18 protein-coding genes are annotated in these 19,561 nt (G+C 66.4%); 11 read left to right on the top strand and 7 right to left on the bottom strand.

Annotated elements, in window-relative coordinates; all coding sequences use genetic code 11:
- Positions 1-27: 27 nt before the first annotated feature.
- From odhB to ACQR1D_RS00430, 4 genes are all read left to right on the top strand, one after another.
- Positions 28-1,269, top strand: a complete 1,242-nt coding sequence (gene odhB / locus ACQR1D_RS00445) for a 2-oxoglutarate dehydrogenase complex dihydrolipoyllysine-residue succinyltransferase (RefSeq protein ID WP_315800700.1) — start codon at positions 28-30, stop codon at positions 1,267-1,269.
- Positions 1,270-1,335: 66 nt separating this feature from the next.
- Positions 1,336-2,082, top strand: a complete 747-nt coding sequence (locus ACQR1D_RS00440) for an SDR family oxidoreductase (protein ID WP_315800699.1) — start codon at positions 1,336-1,338, stop codon at positions 2,080-2,082.
- A 45-nt stretch (positions 2,083-2,127) separates the two neighbouring features.
- Complete coding sequence (gene lpdA, locus ACQR1D_RS00435) at positions 2,128-3,531, top strand: dihydrolipoyl dehydrogenase (protein WP_315800698.1); 1,404 nt, start codon at positions 2,128-2,130, stop codon at positions 3,529-3,531.
- Between the two features lie 130 nt (positions 3,532-3,661).
- Positions 3,662-4,201, top strand: a complete 540-nt coding sequence (locus ACQR1D_RS00430; RefSeq protein WP_316180326.1) for a hypothetical protein — start codon at positions 3,662-3,664, stop codon at positions 4,199-4,201.
- Between the two features lie 201 nt (positions 4,202-4,402).
- On the opposite strand, the gene ACQR1D_RS00425 is transcribed toward ACQR1D_RS00430, so the two are convergent.
- Both ACQR1D_RS00425 and ACQR1D_RS00420 read right to left on the bottom strand, forming a co-directional pair.
- A complete protein-coding gene (locus ACQR1D_RS00425; protein WP_315800696.1) occupies positions 4,403-4,993 on the bottom strand; it encodes a DUF4337 domain-containing protein in 591 nt (196 codons plus the stop codon).
- Positions 4,994-5,075: 82 nt separating this feature from the next.
- Complete coding sequence (locus ACQR1D_RS00420; RefSeq protein ID WP_434838895.1) at positions 5,076-5,978, bottom strand: tyrosine recombinase XerC; 903 nt, start codon at positions 5,976-5,978, stop codon at positions 5,076-5,078.
- A 433-nt stretch (positions 5,979-6,411) separates the two neighbouring features.
- Here ACQR1D_RS00420 and ACQR1D_RS00415 point away from each other — a divergent pair, with 433 nt between their 5' ends.
- Positions 6,412-8,622 carry a primosomal protein N' gene (locus ACQR1D_RS00415; protein WP_434838847.1) on the top strand — a complete coding sequence of 737 codons (2,211 nt, stop codon included), beginning with the start codon at positions 6,412-6,414 and terminating at the stop codon, positions 8,620-8,622.
- Between the two features lie 120 nt (positions 8,623-8,742).
- Here ACQR1D_RS00415 and ACQR1D_RS00410 read toward each other — a convergent pair whose 3' ends face one another.
- Positions 8,743-9,288, bottom strand: a complete 546-nt coding sequence (locus ACQR1D_RS00410; RefSeq protein ID WP_316215523.1) for a septal ring lytic transglycosylase RlpA family protein — start codon at positions 9,286-9,288, stop codon at positions 8,743-8,745.
- A 235-nt stretch (positions 9,289-9,523) separates the two neighbouring features.
- Positions 9,524-9,865, bottom strand: a complete 342-nt coding sequence (locus tag ACQR1D_RS00405; protein WP_434838848.1) for a hypothetical protein — start codon at positions 9,863-9,865, stop codon at positions 9,524-9,526.
- A gap of 77 nt (positions 9,866-9,942) precedes the next feature.
- Here ACQR1D_RS00405 and ACQR1D_RS00400 point away from each other — a divergent pair, with 77 nt between their 5' ends.
- The 6 genes from ACQR1D_RS00400 (at position 9,943) to ACQR1D_RS00375 (ending at position 16,967) form a co-directional block, all read left to right on the top strand.
- Positions 9,943-10,503 (top strand): F0F1 ATP synthase subunit delta, encoded by a 561-nt coding sequence (locus tag ACQR1D_RS00400; protein WP_315800691.1) that lies wholly within the window; start codon positions 9,943-9,945, stop codon positions 10,501-10,503.
- Complete coding sequence (atpA, locus tag ACQR1D_RS00395; protein WP_172112905.1) at positions 10,503-12,035, top strand: F0F1 ATP synthase subunit alpha; 1,533 nt, start codon at positions 10,503-10,505, stop codon at positions 12,033-12,035. The genes ACQR1D_RS00400 and atpA overlap by 1 nt, the downstream gene beginning before the upstream one ends.
- Positions 12,036-12,190: 155 nt before the next feature.
- Positions 12,191-13,069 (top strand): F0F1 ATP synthase subunit gamma, encoded by an 879-nt coding sequence (locus ACQR1D_RS00390; RefSeq protein ID WP_315800690.1) that lies wholly within the window; start codon positions 12,191-12,193, stop codon positions 13,067-13,069.
- 96 nt (positions 13,070-13,165) lie between these two features.
- Positions 13,166-14,608 carry a F0F1 ATP synthase subunit beta gene (gene atpD / locus ACQR1D_RS00385; RefSeq protein WP_434838849.1) on the top strand — a complete coding sequence of 481 codons (1,443 nt, stop codon included), beginning with the start codon at positions 13,166-13,168 and terminating at the stop codon, positions 14,606-14,608.
- Between the two features lie 98 nt (positions 14,609-14,706).
- Entirely contained in the window at positions 14,707-15,114 is a 408-nt protein-coding gene (locus ACQR1D_RS00380) for a F0F1 ATP synthase subunit epsilon (protein ID WP_315715938.1), read from the top strand.
- A gap of 164 nt (positions 15,115-15,278) precedes the next feature.
- Positions 15,279-16,967 carry an adenylate/guanylate cyclase domain-containing protein gene (locus tag ACQR1D_RS00375; protein ID WP_316180336.1) on the top strand — a complete coding sequence of 563 codons (1,689 nt, stop codon included), beginning with the start codon at positions 15,279-15,281 and terminating at the stop codon, positions 16,965-16,967.
- An 84-nt stretch (positions 16,968-17,051) separates the two neighbouring features.
- On the opposite strand, the gene ACQR1D_RS00370 is transcribed toward ACQR1D_RS00375, so the two are convergent.
- The 3 genes from ACQR1D_RS00370 to ACQR1D_RS00360 form a co-directional block, all read right to left on the bottom strand.
- Positions 17,052-17,558, bottom strand: a complete 507-nt coding sequence (locus ACQR1D_RS00370) for an RNA pyrophosphohydrolase (protein WP_434838850.1) — start codon at positions 17,556-17,558, stop codon at positions 17,052-17,054.
- 141 nt (positions 17,559-17,699) lie between these two features.
- Complete coding sequence (locus tag ACQR1D_RS00365) at positions 17,700-18,206, bottom strand: RNA pyrophosphohydrolase (protein WP_315715941.1); 507 nt, start codon at positions 18,204-18,206, stop codon at positions 17,700-17,702.
- A gap of 88 nt (positions 18,207-18,294) precedes the next feature.
- Positions 18,295-19,515: a divergent polysaccharide deacetylase family protein gene (locus tag ACQR1D_RS00360; protein ID WP_434838851.1), complete on the bottom strand. Its 1,221-nt coding sequence runs from the start codon at positions 19,513-19,515 to the stop codon at positions 18,295-18,297.
- Between the last annotated feature and the right edge of the window lie 46 nt (positions 19,516-19,561).

Raw genomic sequence — 19,561 nt, 5'->3', positions numbered from 1 at the left:
CCGCACGGGTTATTGAGGACAAAGACCATGACTGAAATTCGCGTTCCGACGCTGGGTGAATCCGTCACCGAAGCCACCATCGGCCGCTGGTTCAAGAAGGCCGGCGACGCCGTGGCGGTCGACGAGCCCCTCGTCGAGCTCGAGACCGACAAGGTGACGATCGAGGTGCCCGCGCCGTCGGCCGGCACCTTGGGTGAGATCATCGCCAAGGATGGCGAGACCGTCGCCGTCGGCGCGCTGCTCGGCCAGATCACCGATGGCGCGGCCGCTGCGAAGTCGGCCGCTGCTGCTCCCGCCGCGGCTCCGGCGAAGCCCGCCGCGGCTGCCCCTGCTGCCGCTCCAGCGCCGGCCAAGGCGCTGCCCGCCGATACGCCGCAGGCCCCGTCGGTGCGCAAGCTCTCCGCCGAGAGCGGCGTCGATGCCACCACCGTGCCGGGCTCTGGCAAGGATGGCCGCGTCACCAAGGGCGACATGCTGGCGGCGATCGAGCGCGCCGCCTCCGCCCCGACCCCGGTCAATCAGCCGGCGGCTTCCGTGCAAGTGCGTGCGCCGTCGCCGGCGGATGACGCCGCGCGCGAGGAGCGCGTGAAGATGACCCGGCTGCGCCAGACCATCGCGCGCCGCCTCAAGGACGTGCAGAACACCGCGGCGATGCTGACGACCTTCAACGAGGTCGACATGACCAACGTCATGGCGCTACGCAGCCAGTACAAGGATGTGTTCGAGAAGAAGCACGGCTCGAAGCTCGGCTTCATGGGCTTCTTCACCAAGGCCGTCGTGCAGGCGCTGAAGGACATCCCGGCCGTGAACGCCGAGATCGACGGCAGCGATCTCATCTACAAGAACTACTACCACATCGGCGTCGCCGTCGGCACCGACAAGGGACTGGTCGTCCCGGTCGTGCGCGACTGCGACCACAAGTCGATCGCCGACATCGAGAAGGGCATCGCCGATTTCGGCCGCCGCGCCCGCGACGGTCAGCTCAAGATCGACGAGATGCAGGGCGGCACCTTCACGATCACCAATGGCGGCATCTACGGCTCGCTGATGTCGACCCCGATCCTGAACGCGCCGCAGTCCGGCATTCTCGGCATGCACAAGATCCAGGAACGGCCGGTGGTGGTCGGCGGCAAGATAGAGGTCCGGCCGATGATGTATCTGGCGCTGTCCTACGACCATCGTGTCATTGACGGCAAGGAAGCCGTGACCTTCCTGGTGCGCGTCAAGGAGAGCCTGGAAGATCCGGCGCGGCTGGTGCTGGATCTCTGAGGCGAACGACGACTTGACGAATTGAGGCGCGCCTGGCAGCGCGCCTCAGACCTAACGGGGGCCAGCATGACCGACAGGGTTGCAGTGATCACCGGCGGCAGCCGCGGCATCGGCCGCGCCACTGCCCTTGCCGCCGCGGCGCGCGGCTTCAAGATCGTGGTCGGCTACGCCTCGAACGAGGCGGCAGCGCAGAGCACGGTCGCCGCGATCGAGGCCAAGAACGGCAAGGCGATCGCCGTCAAATGCGACGTCGGCCGCGAGCACGACATCCTCGCGCTGTTCAAGGCCGCCGACAAGTTCGGCACGCTCGGCGCGCTCATCAACAATGCCGGCATCGTCGGCCCGACCTCGCGCGTCGACGAGATGAGCGCGGAGCGCATCGAGCGGCTGATGGCGGTCAACGTCACCGGCAGCATCCTCTGCGCCCGCGAGGCCGTGAAGCGGATGTCGACGCGGCATGGCGGCCAGGGTGGTGTCATCATCAACCTGTCGTCGGTCGCCGCCAAGCTCGGCTCGCCGAACACCTATGTCGACTACGCCGCCTCGAAGGGGGCGATCGATTCCTTCACCATCGGTCTGGCCCACGAGGTCGCGAGCGAGGGCATCCGCGTCGCCGCCATTCGCCCCGGCCTGATCGACACCGACATTCACGCCTCCGGCGGCGAGCCCGATCGCGCCCATCGCCTCGCGCCGATGGTGCCGATGAAGCGCGTCGGCACCGCGGAGGAAATCGCCAATGCCATCGTCTGGCTGCTGTCGGACGAGGCTTCCTATGTCACTTCGGCCATTCTCGACGTGTCGGGCGGACGCTGACGACCGTCATCATCTCTGACTACAAAGCTTACGGAACATTCGATCATGGCTAACTACGATCTCGTCGTCATCGGCACCGGCCCCGGTGGTTATGTCTGCGCCATCCGCGCGGCGCAGCTCGGCATGAAGGTGGCCGTGGTCGAGAAGAACGCCACCCTCGGCGGCACCTGTCTCAATGTCGGCTGCATGCCGTCGAAGGCGCTCCTGCACGCGTCTGAATTGTTCGAGGAGGCCGGGCACTCCTTCGCCAAGATGGGCATCAAGGTGCCGGCGCCGGAGATCGATCTGCCGGCGATGATGAACTTCAAGCAGCAGGGCATCGACGGCAACGTCAAGGGCGTCGAGTTCCTGATGAAGAAGAACAAGATCGACGTGCTCGTGGGCAAGGGCAAGATCCTCGGCACCGGCAAGCTGCAGGTCACCGGCAATGACGGTGCTGCGCAGACCGTCGAGACCAAGAACATCGTCATCGCCACCGGCTCGGACATCGCGCGCCTCAAGGGCATCGAGATCGACGAGAAGCGCATCGTGTCCTCGACCGGCGCGCTGTCGCTGGACAAGGTGCCGTCGAGCCTGCTCGTCGTCGGCGCCGGCGTGATCGGCCTTGAGCTCGGCTCGGTGTGGCGCCGCCTCGGCGCCAAGGTCACCGTGGTCGAATTCCTCGACCGCATCCTGCCCGGCATGGACGGCGAGATCGCAAAACAATTTCAGCGCATCCTCGAAAAGCAGGGCTTTGCGTTCAAGCTCGGCGCCAAGGTCACCGGCGTCGACACGTCGGGCGCGACGCTGTCGGCGACCATCGAGCCCGCAGCGGGCGGAGCGGCTGAAAAGATCGAAGCCGATGTCGTGCTGGTGGCGATCGGCCGCGTGCCCTACACCGAGGGACTCGGTCTGCAGGAAGCGGGCGTCATCATCGATAATCGCGGCCGCGTCCAGATCGATCATCATTTCGCGACCAGCGTGCCCGGCGTCTACGCCATCGGCGACGTCGTCGCGGGCCCGATGCTCGCGCACAAGGCCGAAGACGAGGGCGTCGCTGTCGCGGAGATTCTCGCGGGCCAGGCCGGCCACGTGAACTACGACGTCATTCCGGGCGTGGTCTACACCACGCCCGAAGTGGCCTCCGTCGGCAAGACCGAGGACGAGCTGAAGCAGGCCGGCGTCGCCTATACCGTCGGCAAGTTTCCGTTTACCGCGAACGGCCGTTCCAAGGTCAACCAGACCACTGACGGTTTCGTGAAGATCCTCGCCGATGCGAAGACCGATCGCGTGCTTGGCGCCCATATCATCGGCCGCGAAGCCGGGGAAATAATTCACGAGGCCGCCGTATTGATGGAGTTCGGTGGCTCTGCTGAGGATCTTGCGCGCACCTGCCACGCGCATCCAACGCGCTCGGAGGCCGTCAAGGAAGCCGCGCTTGCGGTGGGTAAGCGGGCCATCCATATGTGATGGACGCCCGGAGGCGCCTTAGGTGGGTGCGACAAAACGCCCCGCTTATGACGCTGAACCGAACGGCAAGGCGCGAGGTCCTATCGTCATAGCGGCCTCAACCCTCGGGGCCCGGCGGAGATGGAGTCCGATGCTGCGCCGCCTGCTTCAGCCGTTCTGGGTTCTGCTTGCGATCATCTTCCTGATCGAGGCCTGGCTGTGGGACCATCTGGAGCCGGTCGTGGCGCGCATCGTCGCCGCGATTCCGCTGCGGAGCTTGAAGCACTGGCTTGCCGCGCGGATCGAAACGCTGTCTCCGGCGCTGACCTTGATCGTCTTCGTCGTGCCGGTCGTGCTGTTGTTTCCGCTCAAGCTGCTTGGCATGTGGCTGCTGATGCACCATCAGTGGAAGCTCGCGCTGGCCACGATCGTGTCCGGCAAGATCGTCGGTGTCGGTGTCACCGCATTCATCTTCGACGTCACGCGCAGCAAGCTGCTGCAGATGGGCTGGTTCGCCTGGCTGTATGAGGCCGTGCTCACGCTGCGCAGCAAAGCCTCGGCCCTCGTCGAGCCGATCAAGCAGCGTGTCCGTGAGGTCGTCGGCGAGTTGCTTCGGGGCAATACCCGCGGCTGGTCGGCCCGCGTGGTTCGCCAGATCCTGCGCTTCCGCCGCAGCGTGCAGGCGCGCTGATCAAGAAGAGCCATTGGGCGGCATCATTCGCCTGCTTACCACCCGCGTCATTCCGGGGCAATCCTCCGTGTGCAGCCGCAAAGCGGCAGCGTGCCGGCGATTGAGCCCGGAATCTCGAGATTGTTGAGAATGAACGCAAGCCAAGCTCGAGATTCCGGGTTCAAGGCCTGTGGCCTTGCCCCGGAATGACGGCTTTCGTGGCTAATGCAGATGCAAGAGATGCGGCTGAAACAGGCCGAGCAGCGTCATGGCGATCCCGATCAGCGCGAGCCCACCGGAGGCCCAGGCCAGAACGATCATTCCCGTGATGATCGTCGCCGACGCCAGCACGATGCCGATCTGGAAAGCGGCTGACGCCAATTCGTAGTGGTGATATTTCGCCGTCGCCTCGTCGCGCTCGTGCTCGGCATGCTTGGCGCGTTCGGCCAATTGTTCGCTGCCTTCGCCGGTCTCCGGCTCCGAACGATAGCGCGCGGCATTCTTCTGCCAGTCATCGATCTGCTTCTGCAACGCCGCCTTGGCCGCCTCGTCCGGCAGCGCCGGCAGGTTCAGCTTGCCCTGCTCGGCCGCGGTCTGCACCACGGTGCGGCGCACGGTCTTGGCCTGGAAGAAGGCCCAGAGGTTGGATGCCTCGACGTTCTTGCTGATCGATTCGGTCTGCGCGCCCTTGCCGAGCGTTTCCGACAGCGCCAGGAACAGCGCGATGACGGCGATCAGCAGCGCGATCTTCTTGTTCTCGCCGGACGCATGCTCGGCGTGCTCCGCATGCTCCATGCTCTCATGTGCGCTCATCTGTTCCCCTCCGGATCAAGCGAGGGAGACGATTGCCGGAACCACGGTGGTCGCGCAAGGGAAACGATGTGACGGAACGGTGTCAGCGCCGCGGATGCGCCGACGCGTAGACCTGCAGCAGCCGTTCAGAATCGATGCCGGTATAGATCTGCGTGGTCGACAACGAGGCGTGGCCGAGCAGCTCCTGGATCGCGCGCAGATCGCCGCCGCGCGACAGCAGGTGCGTGGCGAAGGAGTGGCGCAGCGCGTGCGGCGTGGCGCTGTCGGGCAGGCCGAGCGCGCCGCGCAGCCGCTCCATCGCGAGCTGAATGATGCGCGGGCTCAACGGACCGCCCTTGGCGCCGACGAACATCGGCCCAGCTCCCGGAAGCGGGTAGGGGCAGAGCCTGGCGTACTCGTCGATCAGCTGCAGCACGTTCTGCAGCACCGGCACCATGCGCGTCTTGTTGCCCTTGCCGGTCACGACCAGCACGTCGCCTTCGCCCGGCCGCGGCACCTCGCGGCGTTTCAATCCGAGCGCCTCGGAGATGCGCAGGCCGGAGCCATACAGCAGCGCCATGACCGCGGCGTCGCGAGCCAGCACCCAGGTCTCGCGGGTCTCGCCGGCACGCTCGTCGGCATCGGCGAGGCGCTTGGCGGCGTCCATCGGCAGCGGCTTCGGCAGGCTCTTGGCGATCTTTGGCGCGCGGATTCCCGAGAGGGCGCCGACCTTGCCTTTGCCCTCGCGCTCCAGGAAACGACCGAACGAGCGCAAGCCTGCCAGCGTCCGCATCAGGGAGCGTCCGGCGATGTCGTCGGCGCGCCGCATCGCCATGAAGGCCCGGACGTCGGCGGCTTCCAGCACCGCAAAGCGCGCCAATGTCACCGGTTCACCCCAATGGGTGCAGAGGAATTGCAGGCATTGCCGCAGGTCGCGGGCATACGCCTCGACCGTCTTCGGGGACAGCCGGCGCTCGCTGCGCAGATGCGCCAGCCACTGCATCATCGCGCGCACCACGCCGTCATCGGCGCCGATCAGGTCGGAGAACTCCGGCGCATCGTCGGCATCCGTTTCAGGTGGTCGCGTCTGCTTTGCCATGCGTGCGTGCCCAGCGATGGGACAAGGTCCTGCGAGCTTGTCGGCCGCCGCGAATGCGGTCTGCGCCTCTCCCCGCCTGCGGGGGGAGGTCGGATTGCATCGTCAGATGCAATCCGGGTGAGGGGGTACAGGTCTCACGGCGAACACGTCCCGTGCGTCTGCCCCTCACCCCAGCCCTCTCCCCGCAAGAGTGGGGCGAGGGAGCGCAGCGGCGCTCGCGGCGAGAAGCTCGGTCTCAACCCGTCGGTTCATCTATATATATCGCATCCTCGTCCTTTACCGTTCGCTAACTTTGCCGGGCGGCTTTCGCTTCAGCCCGAGCAAGGCTATCTCCGCCCTCATGGACCGCCCGACCGATCTCTTTCCAGGTGCAGTCAGCACGGCCGGCGTGGTCGACGTGCTGGTTCCGGTCGCGCTCGACCACACTTATTCCTACCGCGTGCCGCGCGGCATGGCGCTGAAGCCCGGCGATGTCGTCGGCGTGCCGCTGGGGCCGCGCGAGGTGCTGGCGGTGGTGTGGGCGGAGAACGCCAATCCCGATCCGCGACTGCACAACAGGCTGAAGGACGTCAGCGAGAAGCTCGACGTGCCGCCGCTCAAGCCGGAGCTGCGGTCGCTGGTCGACTGGGTCGCCAATTACACGCTGTCGCCGCGCGGCATGGTGCTGCGGATGTGCCTTCGCATGGGCGAGCATCTCGGGCCGGAGCGCGTTCGCCTCGGCGTCCGGCTGGTCGGCGAGCCGCCAAAGCGGCTGACGCCGGCGCGGCGGCGGGTGATCGAGGCGGTGTCGGATGGCCTGCTGCACGGAAAGTCCGACCTCGTCCGCGAGATCGGCGTCTCCAGCAGCGTGATCGACGGCCTGGTCGACGAGGGGACGCTGACGGTCGAGGCGATGCCGCGGGCCTTGCCGCCGCCGACGCCGGACCCGTCCTTCGCCCAGCCCGAGTTCTTTGACGCGCAGCTGGCCGGCGTCGAGGCGATGCGGGCGCTGGCCGCCGATGGCGGCTTTCAGGTCGCGCTGCTCGATGGCGTCACCGGCTCCGGCAAGACCGAGGTGTATTTCGAGGCGGTGGCCGAGACCGTCCGCCGCGGCCGGCAGTCGCTGATCCTGATGCCGGAGATCGCGCTGACCGGGCAGTTCCTCGACCGCTTCTCGCGCCGTTTCGGCGTGCGCCCGCTGGAATGGCATTCCGAGCTGACGCCGCGCACGCGCCAGCGCAATTGGGCGGCGATCGCCGCCGGCGAGGCGCCGGTCGTGGTCGGCGCGCGCTCGGCGCTGTTTCTGCCCTACGCCGATCTCGGCCTGATCGTCGTCGATGAGGAGCACGACCAGGCCTACAAGCAGGACGAGGGCGCGCACTACCACGCCCGCGACATGGCGGTGGTGCGCGGCCACATCGCCAAATTCCCGGTCGTGCTGGCGTCAGCGACGCCCTCGGTCGAGACCGAGGTCAATGCGCGCAAGGGCCGCTACCAGCGCGTCGCGCTGCCGTCGCGCTTCGGCGGCCAGCACATGCCGCACATCGAAGCGATCGATCTCAGGCGCGAGCCGCCGCCGCGCGGCCGCTACATCTCGCCGCGGCTGGCGGGTGAGATCCGCACCGCGATCGAGCGCGGCGAGCAGGCGCTGCTGTTTCTCAATCGCCGCGGCTATGCGCCGCTGACCTTGTGCCGCGCCTGCGGCCACCGTTTTGCTTGCACCATCTGCGACGCTTGGCTGGTCGACCATCGTTTTCGCCAGCGCCTGGTCTGCCACCATTGCGGGTTCTCGATGGCCCGGCCGCCGGCCTGTCCGCATTGCGCCGCCGAGGAATCGTTGGTCGCGGTCGGCCCGGGCGTCGAGCGGCTGCAGGAGGAGGCGGCCGCGCTGTTTCCCGACGCGCGCAGCATGGTGCTGTCGAGCGACCTGATCACCTCGATCGAGACCATGCGCGCCGAACTCACGGAGATCGCGGAAGGCCGCGTCGACCTCATCATCGGCACCCAGCTCGTGGCCAAGGGCCACAACTTCCCTCGGCTCAATCTGGTCGGCGTGGTCGACGCCGATCTCGGCCTCGGCAACGGCGATCCGCGCGCCGCCGAGCGCACCTGGCAGCTCCTCAACCAGGTGATCGGCCGCGCCGGCCGCGAGCAGGGCAGGGGGAGGGGCTATCTGCAGACGCACCAGCCCGAGCATCCGGTCATGAAGGCGCTGATCGCCTGCGACCGCGAGGCGTTCTACACCAGCGAAATCGACGTCCGCGAGCGCACGGGTTACCCGCCGTTCGGCCGGCTGGCGAGCCTGATCATTTCGGCAGGGGACAGGCCGACCGCGGAGGGCTTCGCGCGCCGGCTGGTGGCGTCAGCGCCTTCAGAGGAGGGCGTGCTGCTGCTCGGACCGGCCGAGGCGCCGCTCGCCGTCATCAAGGGCCGCTACCGCTTCCGGCTGCTGCTCAAGTCGGCGCGCAATTTCGATCTGTCGGATTATCTGCGCCACTGGCTGGCGCATGCGGAGAAGCCCAGGGGCAATCTCAAGCTCGAGGTCGACGTCGACCCGCAGAGCTTCTTGTAGCACAAGGCACGCCATCACCGCCGTCATTGCGAGGAGCGAAGCGACGAAGCAATCCAGAGTCCCAAAGGAGCCCTGGATTGCTTCGCTGCGCTCGCAATGACGCGCGGATAGATGGGTGACTTACGACACCACCTCGGCGGTGACGCGGCCGACGCCGGCGCGGGTCAGGCCGATGGCGCGGGCGGCGCCCGTCGAAAGGTCGAGCACACGGCCGCGGATGAATGGGCCACGGTCGTTGACAGTGACGATGACGCTCTGGCCGCCATGAGTGACGCGCAGCTTGGTGCCGAACGGCAGCGAGCGGTGGGCGCAGGTCATGGCATTGGCGTTCATGCGCTGGCCGGATGCGGTGCGGCTGCCGGACTCGTTGCCGTAGTACGATGCCATGCCGGAGAAGGTGCGGCCCGTTCCGGACGACGGCGCGACCGATGCGTTGGCGTTCATCCAGGACGAGTTGTTCGACCAGCCGTTCGAAAACGAGTCTGCCGCGGGCTGGGCGGCCTGGCGCGCCATATGATGATGGTGGTGGCGCGCGTGGTGATGGTGGTGCCTGGACCGGGCCGAGGCTTCGGTGGCGCTGCCGCCGACGATCAGCGTCACGGCAACAGCGAGCGCGGTGCGCGAGCCGGCGATCTTGCCAGCCGAGAGGTTCTTCAGTTTCAGCATCTGGATCTGTCCCTCGAAACAGTATTGCTGCGTTCTGCAGCCAGTGGACCCCCGTCAGGTGTTGAGGCGCGCGCCGTTTGATGTCGCAATGAGGCACGAATGGGGCAGTAGAAATTGTTCCGCTCGGATCGGAATATCTTGGGACTGGTGATCTTCATCACCGAAAATTCCGTAATCCGCCCGTTTAACGCTTCAGTAACTAATTAATACTTTCAAGTACTGTCGTGTTAAGTCGTCATTGAGGTTGTGAAGATGTTGCCAAGTAATTGATATCGATCCGGCCGATCGCCGCTGGAGCCGCCAAGGCGACAGTCAAGGCCAAACGGACATAGCGGCCATGCAGCAACAGGCGGAACGAATACGCGGATCGTCGGTACTGGGTTCGGGGTGCGCCGCCGGCGGCGATCGCGCCGCTTCCGGGTCCGTCCCGGGCTCCGACCGCAGCGCGGCAACAAGGTGCCGAATAGCGGGCCACCGCTTGTTGCGGCTGCGCGTACGCTATGTTAGCAAAGCGCCGCTTTTCGTGATCAAGCTGCTCTTGCGGCGATCGAAAATCAAAGTCCTGCTTGAATTCCAAGGGCTTAACTGGTTTGCGCCGCAGCGGCGCGCCGGTGTCCCTCTTGTGGGTTGGGCGCATATAAAAAGAGCACGTCTGTGGCTGCTGAAGATCCCTCCGTATCCGGTGTGTCCGGTCGTTACGCGACGGCCCTGTTTGAACTGGCCCGTGACGAAAAGTCCGTCGATGCGGTCAAGGCCGATCTCGACAAGTTCAATGCCCTTCTCGATGAGAGCGCCGACCTCAAGCGCCTGGTCCGCAGCCCGGTGTTCGGCGCGGACGTGCAGCTCAAGGCGCTCAATGCGGTGCTGGACAAGGCCGGCATCGCCGGCGTCGCCGCCAACGTGCTGCGTGTGCTGACCACCAACCGCCGCCTGTTCGCGGTCGCCGACGTGATCCGCGCCTTCAACGCGCTGGTCGCCAAGTATAAGGGAGAGGCCACGGCCGACGTCGTCGTCGCCGAGCCGCTCTCGGACAAGAATCTCGACGCCTTGAAGGCCTCACTGAAGACGGTGACCGGCAAGGACGTCGCGCTCAACGTGAAAGTCGATCCAGCGATTATCGGCGGGCTCGTCGTCAAGCTCGGCAGCCGCATGATCGATAGTTCGCTTCGCACCAAACTCAACTCGATCAAGCACGCGATGAAAGAGGCAGGCTGATGGACATCCGCGCCGCGGAAATTTCCGCGATCCTCAAGGACCAGATCAAGAATTTCGGGCAGGAAGCCGAAGTCACCGAAGTCGGACAGGTGCTGTCCGTCGGCGACGGTATCGCCCGCGTCTACGGTCTCGACAACGTCCAGGCCGGTGAGATGGTCGAGTTCGAGAACGGCACCCGCGGCATGGCGCTGAACCTCGAGACCGACAACGTCGGCGTCGTCATCTTCGGCGCCGACCGCGAGATCAAGGAAGGCCAGACCGTCAAGCGCACCCGCGCCATCGTGGACGCGCCGGTCGGCAAGGGCCTGCTTGGCCGCGTCGTCGACGCGCTCGGCAACCCGATCGACGGCAAGGGTCCGATCCAGTTCACCGAGCGCAAGCGCGTGGACGTCAAGGCGCCCGGCATCATTCCGCGCAAGTCGGTCAACGAGCCGATGGCCACCGGCCTGAAGGCAATCGACGCCCTGATCCCGGTCGGCCGCGGCCAGCGCGAGCTGATCATCGGCGATCGCCAGACCGGCAAGACCGCGATCGCGCTCGACACCATCCTGAACCAGAAGCCGCTGAACGTCGCTGGCGCTCCCGAGAGCCAGAAGCTGTACTGCGTCTACGTCGCCGTCGGCCAGAAGCGCTCGACCGTCGCCCAGTTCGTCAAGGTGCTCGAGGAGCAGGGCGCGCTGGAATACTCGATCGTCGTCGCCGCGACCGCCTCCGATCCGGCCCCGATGCAGTATCTCGCGCCGTTCACCGGCTGCACGATGGGCGAGTACTTCCGCGACAACGGCATGCACGCCGTCATCATCTATGACGATCTGTCCAAGCAGGCCGTCGCCTATCGCCAGATGTCGCTGCTGCTGCGCCGCCCGCCGGGCCGCGAAGCCTATCCGGGCGACGTGTTCTACCTGCACTCCCGCCTGCTGGAGCGCGCTGCGAAGCTCGGCAAGGACCATGGTCTGGGCTCGCTGACCGCGCTGCCGGTCATCGAGACGCAGGCCAACGACGTGTCGGCCTACATTCCGACCAACGTCATCTCGATCACCGACGGCCAGATCTTCCTGGAGACCGATTTGTTCTTCCAGGGCATTCGTCCTGCGGTGAACGTCGGTCTGTCGGTGTCGCGCGTCGGCTCCTCGGCGCAGACCAAGGCGATGAAGAAGGTCGCCGGCAAGATCAAGGGCGAGCTGGCGCAGTACCGCGAGATGGCCGCGTTCGCGCAGTTCGGCTCCGACCTCGACGCCTCGACCCAGCGCCTGCTGAACCGTGGTTCGCGCCTGACCGAGCTCCTGAAGCAGCCGCAGTTCTCGCCGCTGAAGATGGAAGAGCAGGTCTGCGTGATCTGGGCCGGCACCAACGGCTATCTCGACGCGCTTCCGCTCGGCAAGGTGCGCGCCTTCGAGGACGGCCTCCTGTCGCTGCTGCGCGGCAAGAATGCCGACCTCCTGAACGCGATCCGCGACAGCAAGGATCTGTCCGACGACAGCGCCGCCAAGCTGAAGGCGGTGGTCGAAGGCTTCGCCAAGACCTTCGCCTGATCGCTAGAGGTCGTGGCCGGCTCCGGCCGGCCATCCACGCCTTCGGGGTGGACAACGTGACATCTCATGCCCAGCATCAGGCCGGGCATGACCAATCTCAGGGTTGAGCGGTCGGGTCTCCAGGGGATCGGCCGCCGGGGTGAGCTAGACGAACAATGGCGTCACTGAAAGACATGCGGGTCCGCATCGCCTCGACCAAGGCGACGCAGAAGATCACCAAGGCCATGCAGATGGTCGCCGCCTCCAAGCTGCGCCGCGCGCAGCAGGCGGCCGAAGCGGCGCGTCCCTATGCCGAGAAGATGGACGCCGTGATCTCCAACATCGCGAGCGCCACCATCGCCTCCGCCGGCGGCCCGAGCCTGCTCGCGGGCACCGGGCGCGACCAGGTGCATCTGCTGCTGGTCTGCACCGGCGAGCGCGGCCTGTCCGGCGCGTTCAACTCCTCGATCGTGCGTCTGGCGCGCGAGCGTGCGCTAGCCCTGATGAACCAGGGCAAGGAAGTGAAATTCTTCTGCGTCGGCCGCAAGGGCTACGAGCAACTGCGCCGTCAGTTCGACAAGCAGATCGTCGAGCACATGGATCTGCGCTCGGTTCGCCAGATCGGTTTTGCCAATGCCGACGAGATCGCCAAGAAGGTGATCGCCCGCTTCGAGGCCGGCGAGTTCGACGTCTGCACGCTGTTCTATTCGCGCTTCCGCTCGGTGATCGCGCAGATCCCGACGGCACAGCAGATCATTCCGCTGGTGGTCGAGGCGCGGCCTGCCAATGCTGCGCCGCTGGCGCCTTACGAATACGAGCCGGAGGAGGACGAGATCCTCGCCGGGCTGCTGCCGCGCAATCTCGCCGTGCAGATCTTCCGCGCGCTGCTCGAAAACAACGCCTCGTTCTACGGTGCGCAGATGTCGGCGATGGACAATGCCACGCGCAACGCCGGCGAGATGATCCGCAAGCAGACGCTGATCTACAACCGCACGCGTCAGGCGATGATCACCAAGGAACTGATCGAAATCATTTCGGGCGCCGAGGCGGTCTAGCCAGATCGCGTCGCGCCTCTTTGAAGCGCAACCCAGGAACATATCCCGGTCGAGCCGACCGTGGTTTCGTATACGGATCGTAAGGAGAGACACTCAATGGCTACCGCAGCCAACCAGATCGGTCGCATCACCCAGGTCATCGGCGCCGTCGTCGACGTGCAGTTCGAAGGTCACCTGCCGGCCATTCTCAATTCGCTCGAAACCAAGAACGCCGGCAACCGCCTTGTGCTCGAGGTCGCCCAGCATCTCGGTGAATCCACCGTCCGCACGATCGCGATGGACACCACCGAAGGTCTGGTGCGCGGCCAGGAGGTGACCGACACCGGCTCGCCGATCCGGGTGCCGGTCGGCGAGGGCACGCTCGGCCGCATCATGAACGTGATCGGCGAGCCGATCGACGAAGCCGGCCCCGTCAAGGCGGAAGGCCTGCGCCCGATCCACGCGGACGCGCCGAGCTACACCGACCAGTCGACGGAAGCTGAAATTCTCGTCACCGGCATCAAGGTCGTCGACCTCCTGGCGCCCTATGCCAAGGGCGGCAAGATCGGCCTGTTCGGCGGCGCCGGCGTCGGCAAGACCGTGCTGATCCAGGAGCTGATCAACAACGTCGCCAAGGCGCACGGCGGTTACTCGGTGTTCGCCGGCGTCGGCGAGCGTACGCGAGAGGGCAACGACCTCTATCACGAGTTCATCGAGTCCAAGGTCAACGCCGATCCGCACAATCCGGATCCGAGCGTCAAGTCGAAGTGCGCGCTGGTGTTCGGTCAGATGAACGAGCCGCCCGGCGCCCGCGCCCGCGTCGGCCTGACCGGCCTCACCGTCGCCGAGCACTTCCGCGACCAGGGCCAGGACGTGCTGTTCTTCGTCGACAACATCTTCCGCTTCACGCAGGCGGGCTCGGAAGTGTCGGCGCTGCTCGGCCGTATCCCGTCGGCGGTGGGTTATCAGCCGACGCTCGCCACCGACATGGGCGCGCTGCAGGAGCGTATCACCACCACCAACAAGGGCTCGATCACCTCGGTGCAGGCGATCTACGTGCCGGCCGACGACTTGACCGACCCGGCGCCGGCGACGTCGTTCGCGCACTTGGACGCGACCACCGTGCTCAACCGCGCGATCTCGGAAAAGGGCATCTACCCGGCGGTGGACCCGCTCGACTCCACGTCGCGCATGCTGTCCCCGCTGGTCGTCGGCGAGGAGCACTATCAAACCGCGCGCATGGTCCAGCAGATCCTCCAGCGCTACAAGTCGCTGCAGGACATCATCGCCATCCTGGGCATGGACGAGCTCTCGGAAGAGGACAAGCTGACGGTGGCCCGCGCCCGCAAGATCGAGCGCTTCCTGTCGCAGCCGTTCCACGTCGCCGAAATCTTCACGGGATCGCCGGGCAAGTTCGTCGACCTCGCCGACACCATCAAGGGCTTCAAGGGCCTGTGTGAAGGCAAGTACGACCACCTGCCGGAGGCCGCCTTCTACATGGTCGGCAACATCGACGAGGCGGTCGAGAAGGGCAAGAAGCTGGCGGCGGAAGTCGCCTAAGGGCGAATGGCGAATAGGGAGTAGCGAATAGGGTTATCCGCTGCTCCCTTCTCCATTCACTACTCGCCATTCGCTATTCGCTACTCGCAGGTTTCCTCATGGCTACTTTCCATTTCGATCTCGTCTCGCCGGAAAAGATCGCCTTCTCGGGTGAGGTCGACCAGGTCGACGTTCCCGGCCAGGAGGGTGATTTCGGCGTGCTCGCGGGCCACGCGCCGTTCGTGGCGACGCTGCGGCCGGGCATCCTGACAGTGACATCAGGCGGATCGCAGCAGAAGATCATCGTGCTCGGCGGTCTTGCCGAGATCTCGGACAAAGGTCTGACGGTTCTCGCCGACGTCGCCACGTCGCTGAAGGAGCTCGACCAGACCGCCTTCGCGGCCGAGATCGCCGGCATGGAATCCAAGCTGAACGAGAAGCAGGGCAACGAGCTCGATCGCGCGATCGAGCGGCTCGATCACTTCAAGACGATCCAGCAGCAGCTCAATACGACCGCGCTGCATTGATCCAACCGCACGACGTATGAATGAACGTTCATGGCCGGGCTCTGCCCGGCCATTTTCGTTTGGGGCTCGAACGTCGTGCGCCGGTCGATGACTACTTCAAGGGGCCGGTTGCATGCTCACCGATCTGACGGCATGCTCCCGGCCGATCCAGCGGGCGCGGTGACATGGCAGGACAGATCGTCTTGAAACGCAAGATCGCGGCGATTTTCGCCGCCGATATCGCCGGCTATTCGCGCCTGGTCGCGGAGGATGAAGAAGAAACGCTACGGCGACTGGCGGCCTATCGCGAGGTCGTTGACGACTTCATCGCGCGCGCCGGCGGCCGCATCTTCAACACCGCCGGCGATGCGGTGCTCGCGGAATTTCCCAGCGCGGTCGAAGCGGTGCGTTGCGCGATCGACATCCAGGAGAGCCTGCGCACGCGCAACATGGCCTATCCGCCGAGCCGGCAGATGAGCTATCGCATCGGCATCACCATCGGCGACGTCGTCGAGCGCGACGGCGATCTGCTCGGCGACGGCGTCAACATTGCAGCGCGCCTCGAGGGCCTCGCCGACGTCGGCGGCATCTGCATCTCGCGCGCCGTCCATGAGCAGGTTGCCAACAAGCTGTCGGTGCAGTTCGCCGACATGGGCGCGCGGGAGGTCAAGAACATCCCCACCCCGGTGCACGCCTTTCGCGTGGCGATGCGCCGCGAGGACGGCACCTACGCGCCGCCGGAAGAAAAGAAAGCCGCCCGCGGCGGCGGGCTCCGCATGATCTGGCGAATTACGGCCGCCCTGGTTGCGCTCGGCGCGGTCGGGGTCGGGACCGAGCTCTACCTGGATTATCGCGATCCGCATCCCGCGCAGCGCGATGCCGCCAAGGCGGCGGCGGAAGCGTTGGCACGGCTGTCGGCCACGCCGGCTTCGCCGTCCTCGGTCCCGTCTTCATCTCCATCCCCCGCGCCGACGCAGTCGTCCGTCGCCATGCAGCCGGCCGACTCGCCGCAGCCGCAACAGTCGCCCTCGCCTTCATCCTCTGTCGCTGCCGAGAAGTTTGCACCTGAAGCCGTGCCGTTCGTGAGCGAGCGGACTCGCATTGCGCTGGCGCGCGACTACGTGCCGGCGCCCGAGCACAAGGCGTTCGCGACCACGATCAACGGCGTCAGCGCCTACGTCACCGGGCAGGCGAGCGACGACGCGGCGAAGTCGGCCGCGCTGGAGCAGTGCCAGCAGCGCGCGGACAACGCGAACGGACCGCGCAAATGCGAGCTCTACGCCGTTGGTGACAATGTCGTCTACGTGCACAGCAAGCCGCCGTTGCCGCCGCAGCCCTGGGTGCGCCACGACCCGCTGACCGAACGCGCCTTCAGCGCGGCCGAGATGCCGCTGGTGCGTGATACCGGCCGCGCCCGGCTCGAAGCGAACTACGGGACGGCGCGACGGACCAAGGCGATCGCGCTCGGGCCCGGTGGCCAGTTCTTCTACAGCGTCGGCGGCGACCTCGTCGACGACGTGGTTCGGCGCAATCTGGAAGCCTGCGGCGCTCAGGCGGGAACCGCCTGCATCATCGTTGCGCTCGACGATGCCTTCGTGGTGCCGATACCGACCGTGATGAAAGCCACCGGCTTCTTCCACGCGGCCATCCATCAGGCGATCGCCCCGGAGGCGCGCGAGGAGGTGGCGCGGCGCCTTGAGGCCGCGACGTCGGGCTGGAATGCAGTCGCGGTCGGAACGGCCGGCCACCCCGGCTTCAGCCTCAATGGCGACCGTGAGGAGACGGCGATCGGCGGCGCGCTGGCCGACTGCGCCACGCGCGACAGCGACTGCCGGGTGATTGCGATCGGGCCGTTCACGGTCGAGGACAATTGAGCCGGCGAACTCTCTCGACATTGCTTTCCGAGGCGCGCTGAGCGCGAGATCGGAATGACGCAGAGCCTCACTCTTCGACGTGGATCAGTCGCCAGCTTCGGTGAGATGCGCAAAGGCCTCCGCCACCGCACGATAGACCTCGCGGCGGAACGGCACCACCAAGTCCGGCACGCGCGCGAGCTGCTCCCAGCGCCAGGCGTCGAACTCGGCCGGCTGGCCGTTGCGCGGCGTCACCGGATCGATGTCGGCCTCCCGGCCGGTGAAGCGCATCGCGAACCATTTCTGACGCTGGCCGCGAAAGCGCGCGAGCCGGTGGTTCGGATCCTCGAATGGCGGAAATTCGTAAGTCAGCCAGTCGGTCTCGCCGAGGATGTCGGCGTCGCGAATGCCGGTCTCCTCCCACAGCTCGCGCCGCGCTGCCGCCTGAAGATCCTCGCCGGGGTCGACGCCGCCCTGCGGCATCTGCCATTCGAGCCCGGGCAGCACGATCTCCGGCCCGTCGTCGCGAAAGCGGCGTCCAAGGAAGACGAGCCCTTCGGCGTTGAGCAGCGCGATGCCGACATTCGGACGATAGGGTCTGGTCTCGGTCATCCTCGAATCCATGAGCTGTCGTTCGCATGGCAGTGCATCATGACGGCATCGTCGCGACGCATCTGCAGAGATTCCCTGCAGCTCCTGCGCAGAAGCGGACTAGCGGATGTCGGGTACCGCGTCGAGGGCGGGGATCGCGATTCAATCGCCTGCGAGTGGAGCGAATTCCTTGACCACGCGCTCATAGACCGGCCGCTTGAACGGCACGATCAGCCCCGGCAGGTTCTTCATCGGCTCCCAGCGCCAGCTGACGAATTCCGCCTTGTGGTGGCCGCCGCCGGGCCGCTCGACGTCGATCTCGGCATCGGCCCCGGTGAAGCGCAGCGCGAACCATTTCTGGCGCTGGCCGCGATAGCGCCCCTTCCAGGCACGGCCTGCGACCGTGCGCGGAATGTCGTAGGTCAGCCAGTCGCCGACCTCGGCCAGCTTCTCGACGGAGCGCACGCTGGTCTCTTCATACAGCTCCCGCTTGGCCGCCTCCCAGGCATCCTCGCCGGGATCGACGCCGCCCTGCGGCATCTGCCAGACATGGGTGTCGTCGACATGCTCGATTCCGCCGGCGCGGCGACCGATGAAAACCAGCCCCTCCGAATTGATCAGCATGATGCCGACGCAGGTGCGGTAAGGCAGGTCCTCGTAGCGCGTCATTCCGGTCTCGGCCTTCCTGCGGGCACCCTGCGCCTCGCTGCGCAGGCCTCCCGCTGTCACGTCGCCAGTCGGGCCGGCGCACGTTCGTTCAATTCGATTTTGATTTCAGCATCGCGGTTGTCAATGGCACCAGCAGAATGCCCTTGCGGTCGAGCCCCTTGATCCAGGTGCCGATGCGGTCGATCGAGGCCGGCAGCGCCGAGGCGGTCCCGACGGCGACGCCACGTTCCTTGGCCAGGCTTTCGAGCTTGGCGAGCGCATTGTCGATCTCGACCGGGGTCGGCACCGCGTCGATGGCGACGTCGCCCTTCGCGAACGGCATCGCGAGCCCCGTGGCCAGTGAGGCCGCCACGCTGCGCGGGGCTGCGCCATCGTCGAACAGGGCCAGACCGCGCTTGGCGGCCTCGTTCACGATCGGCTGCATCGCCGCTTCCGTTGCGACGAAGCGCGCACCCATGAAGTTGCCGATGCCGACGTAACCCTGCAGCCGGCTCATGTGCCAGAACAACCGGTCGATGTTTTGGTCCGGTCCGAGTGTTGCGAGCAGCGTCTGCGGACCCGGATCGTTGTCGGGATAGTCGTAGGGCTCCATCGGGACCTGCAGCAGGATCTCGTGGCGCTGCGCCCGGGCGCGCTCGGCGAGCTTGGTCGGATCGGAGCCATAGGGCGTGAAGGCCAGGGTGACCGCCGGCGGCAGCTTCATGATCGCGTCCGCCGTCTTGGCGGCGCCGACGCCGAGACCGCCGATCACGATCGCGACGGCCGGCATGCGCGCCGCCTTGGCGCGGTCGGCCTCGGCCGCATAGGCGGTGAACGGCTTCAGCCCGTCGGCCATCACTGGGATCATGCCGTAGCGCGACTTCTCCAGCAGCCGCGGGTCGACGCCGGGCATCTGGCTCGCAGCCGGCGTGGCCGATCCAGGCTCTGCCGTCTCGCCACCGGCACCGATCGCGACCTCCTGGCGGGCGCCGCTGGAGCCGTCGATGATGGTGACCGTCTTGCGCTCGCCGCCCTCCTGCTTGGCCGCGGGGGCCGCGCCGTGGTCGGCCTTTGCGTCTGGCTTGCCATCCGGCTTGGCGGTAGCCTTGTCGTCGGCGGGCTTTGCGCCCTCGTTGATCGCGACGCGGGCGACCGGCTCGCCACCGAGTGGATTGTCGTTGAACATCGCAAAGCCGGCAAACGCGACCAGGAACAGCCCCAGCAGCATCGCAAGGGCCTGCAGGGCCGTGAAGGGAAGCCGAACGCGGCGCCTGCGACGCTTTTCCGTCTGTCCGAGCGGGGCGCTCAGTTCGTCGGCCGTCTCTGTCATCGAAATTCCCGAATCAATCGGGTCGACGATACCACGGCAGGGATTC

It is taken from the genome of Bradyrhizobium sp. HKCCYLRH2047 (genome assembly GCF_051168175.1).
Lineage (GTDB): Bacteria > Pseudomonadota > Alphaproteobacteria > Rhizobiales > Xanthobacteraceae > Bradyrhizobium.
This window is presented reverse-complemented; position numbering and strand designations above follow the sequence as displayed.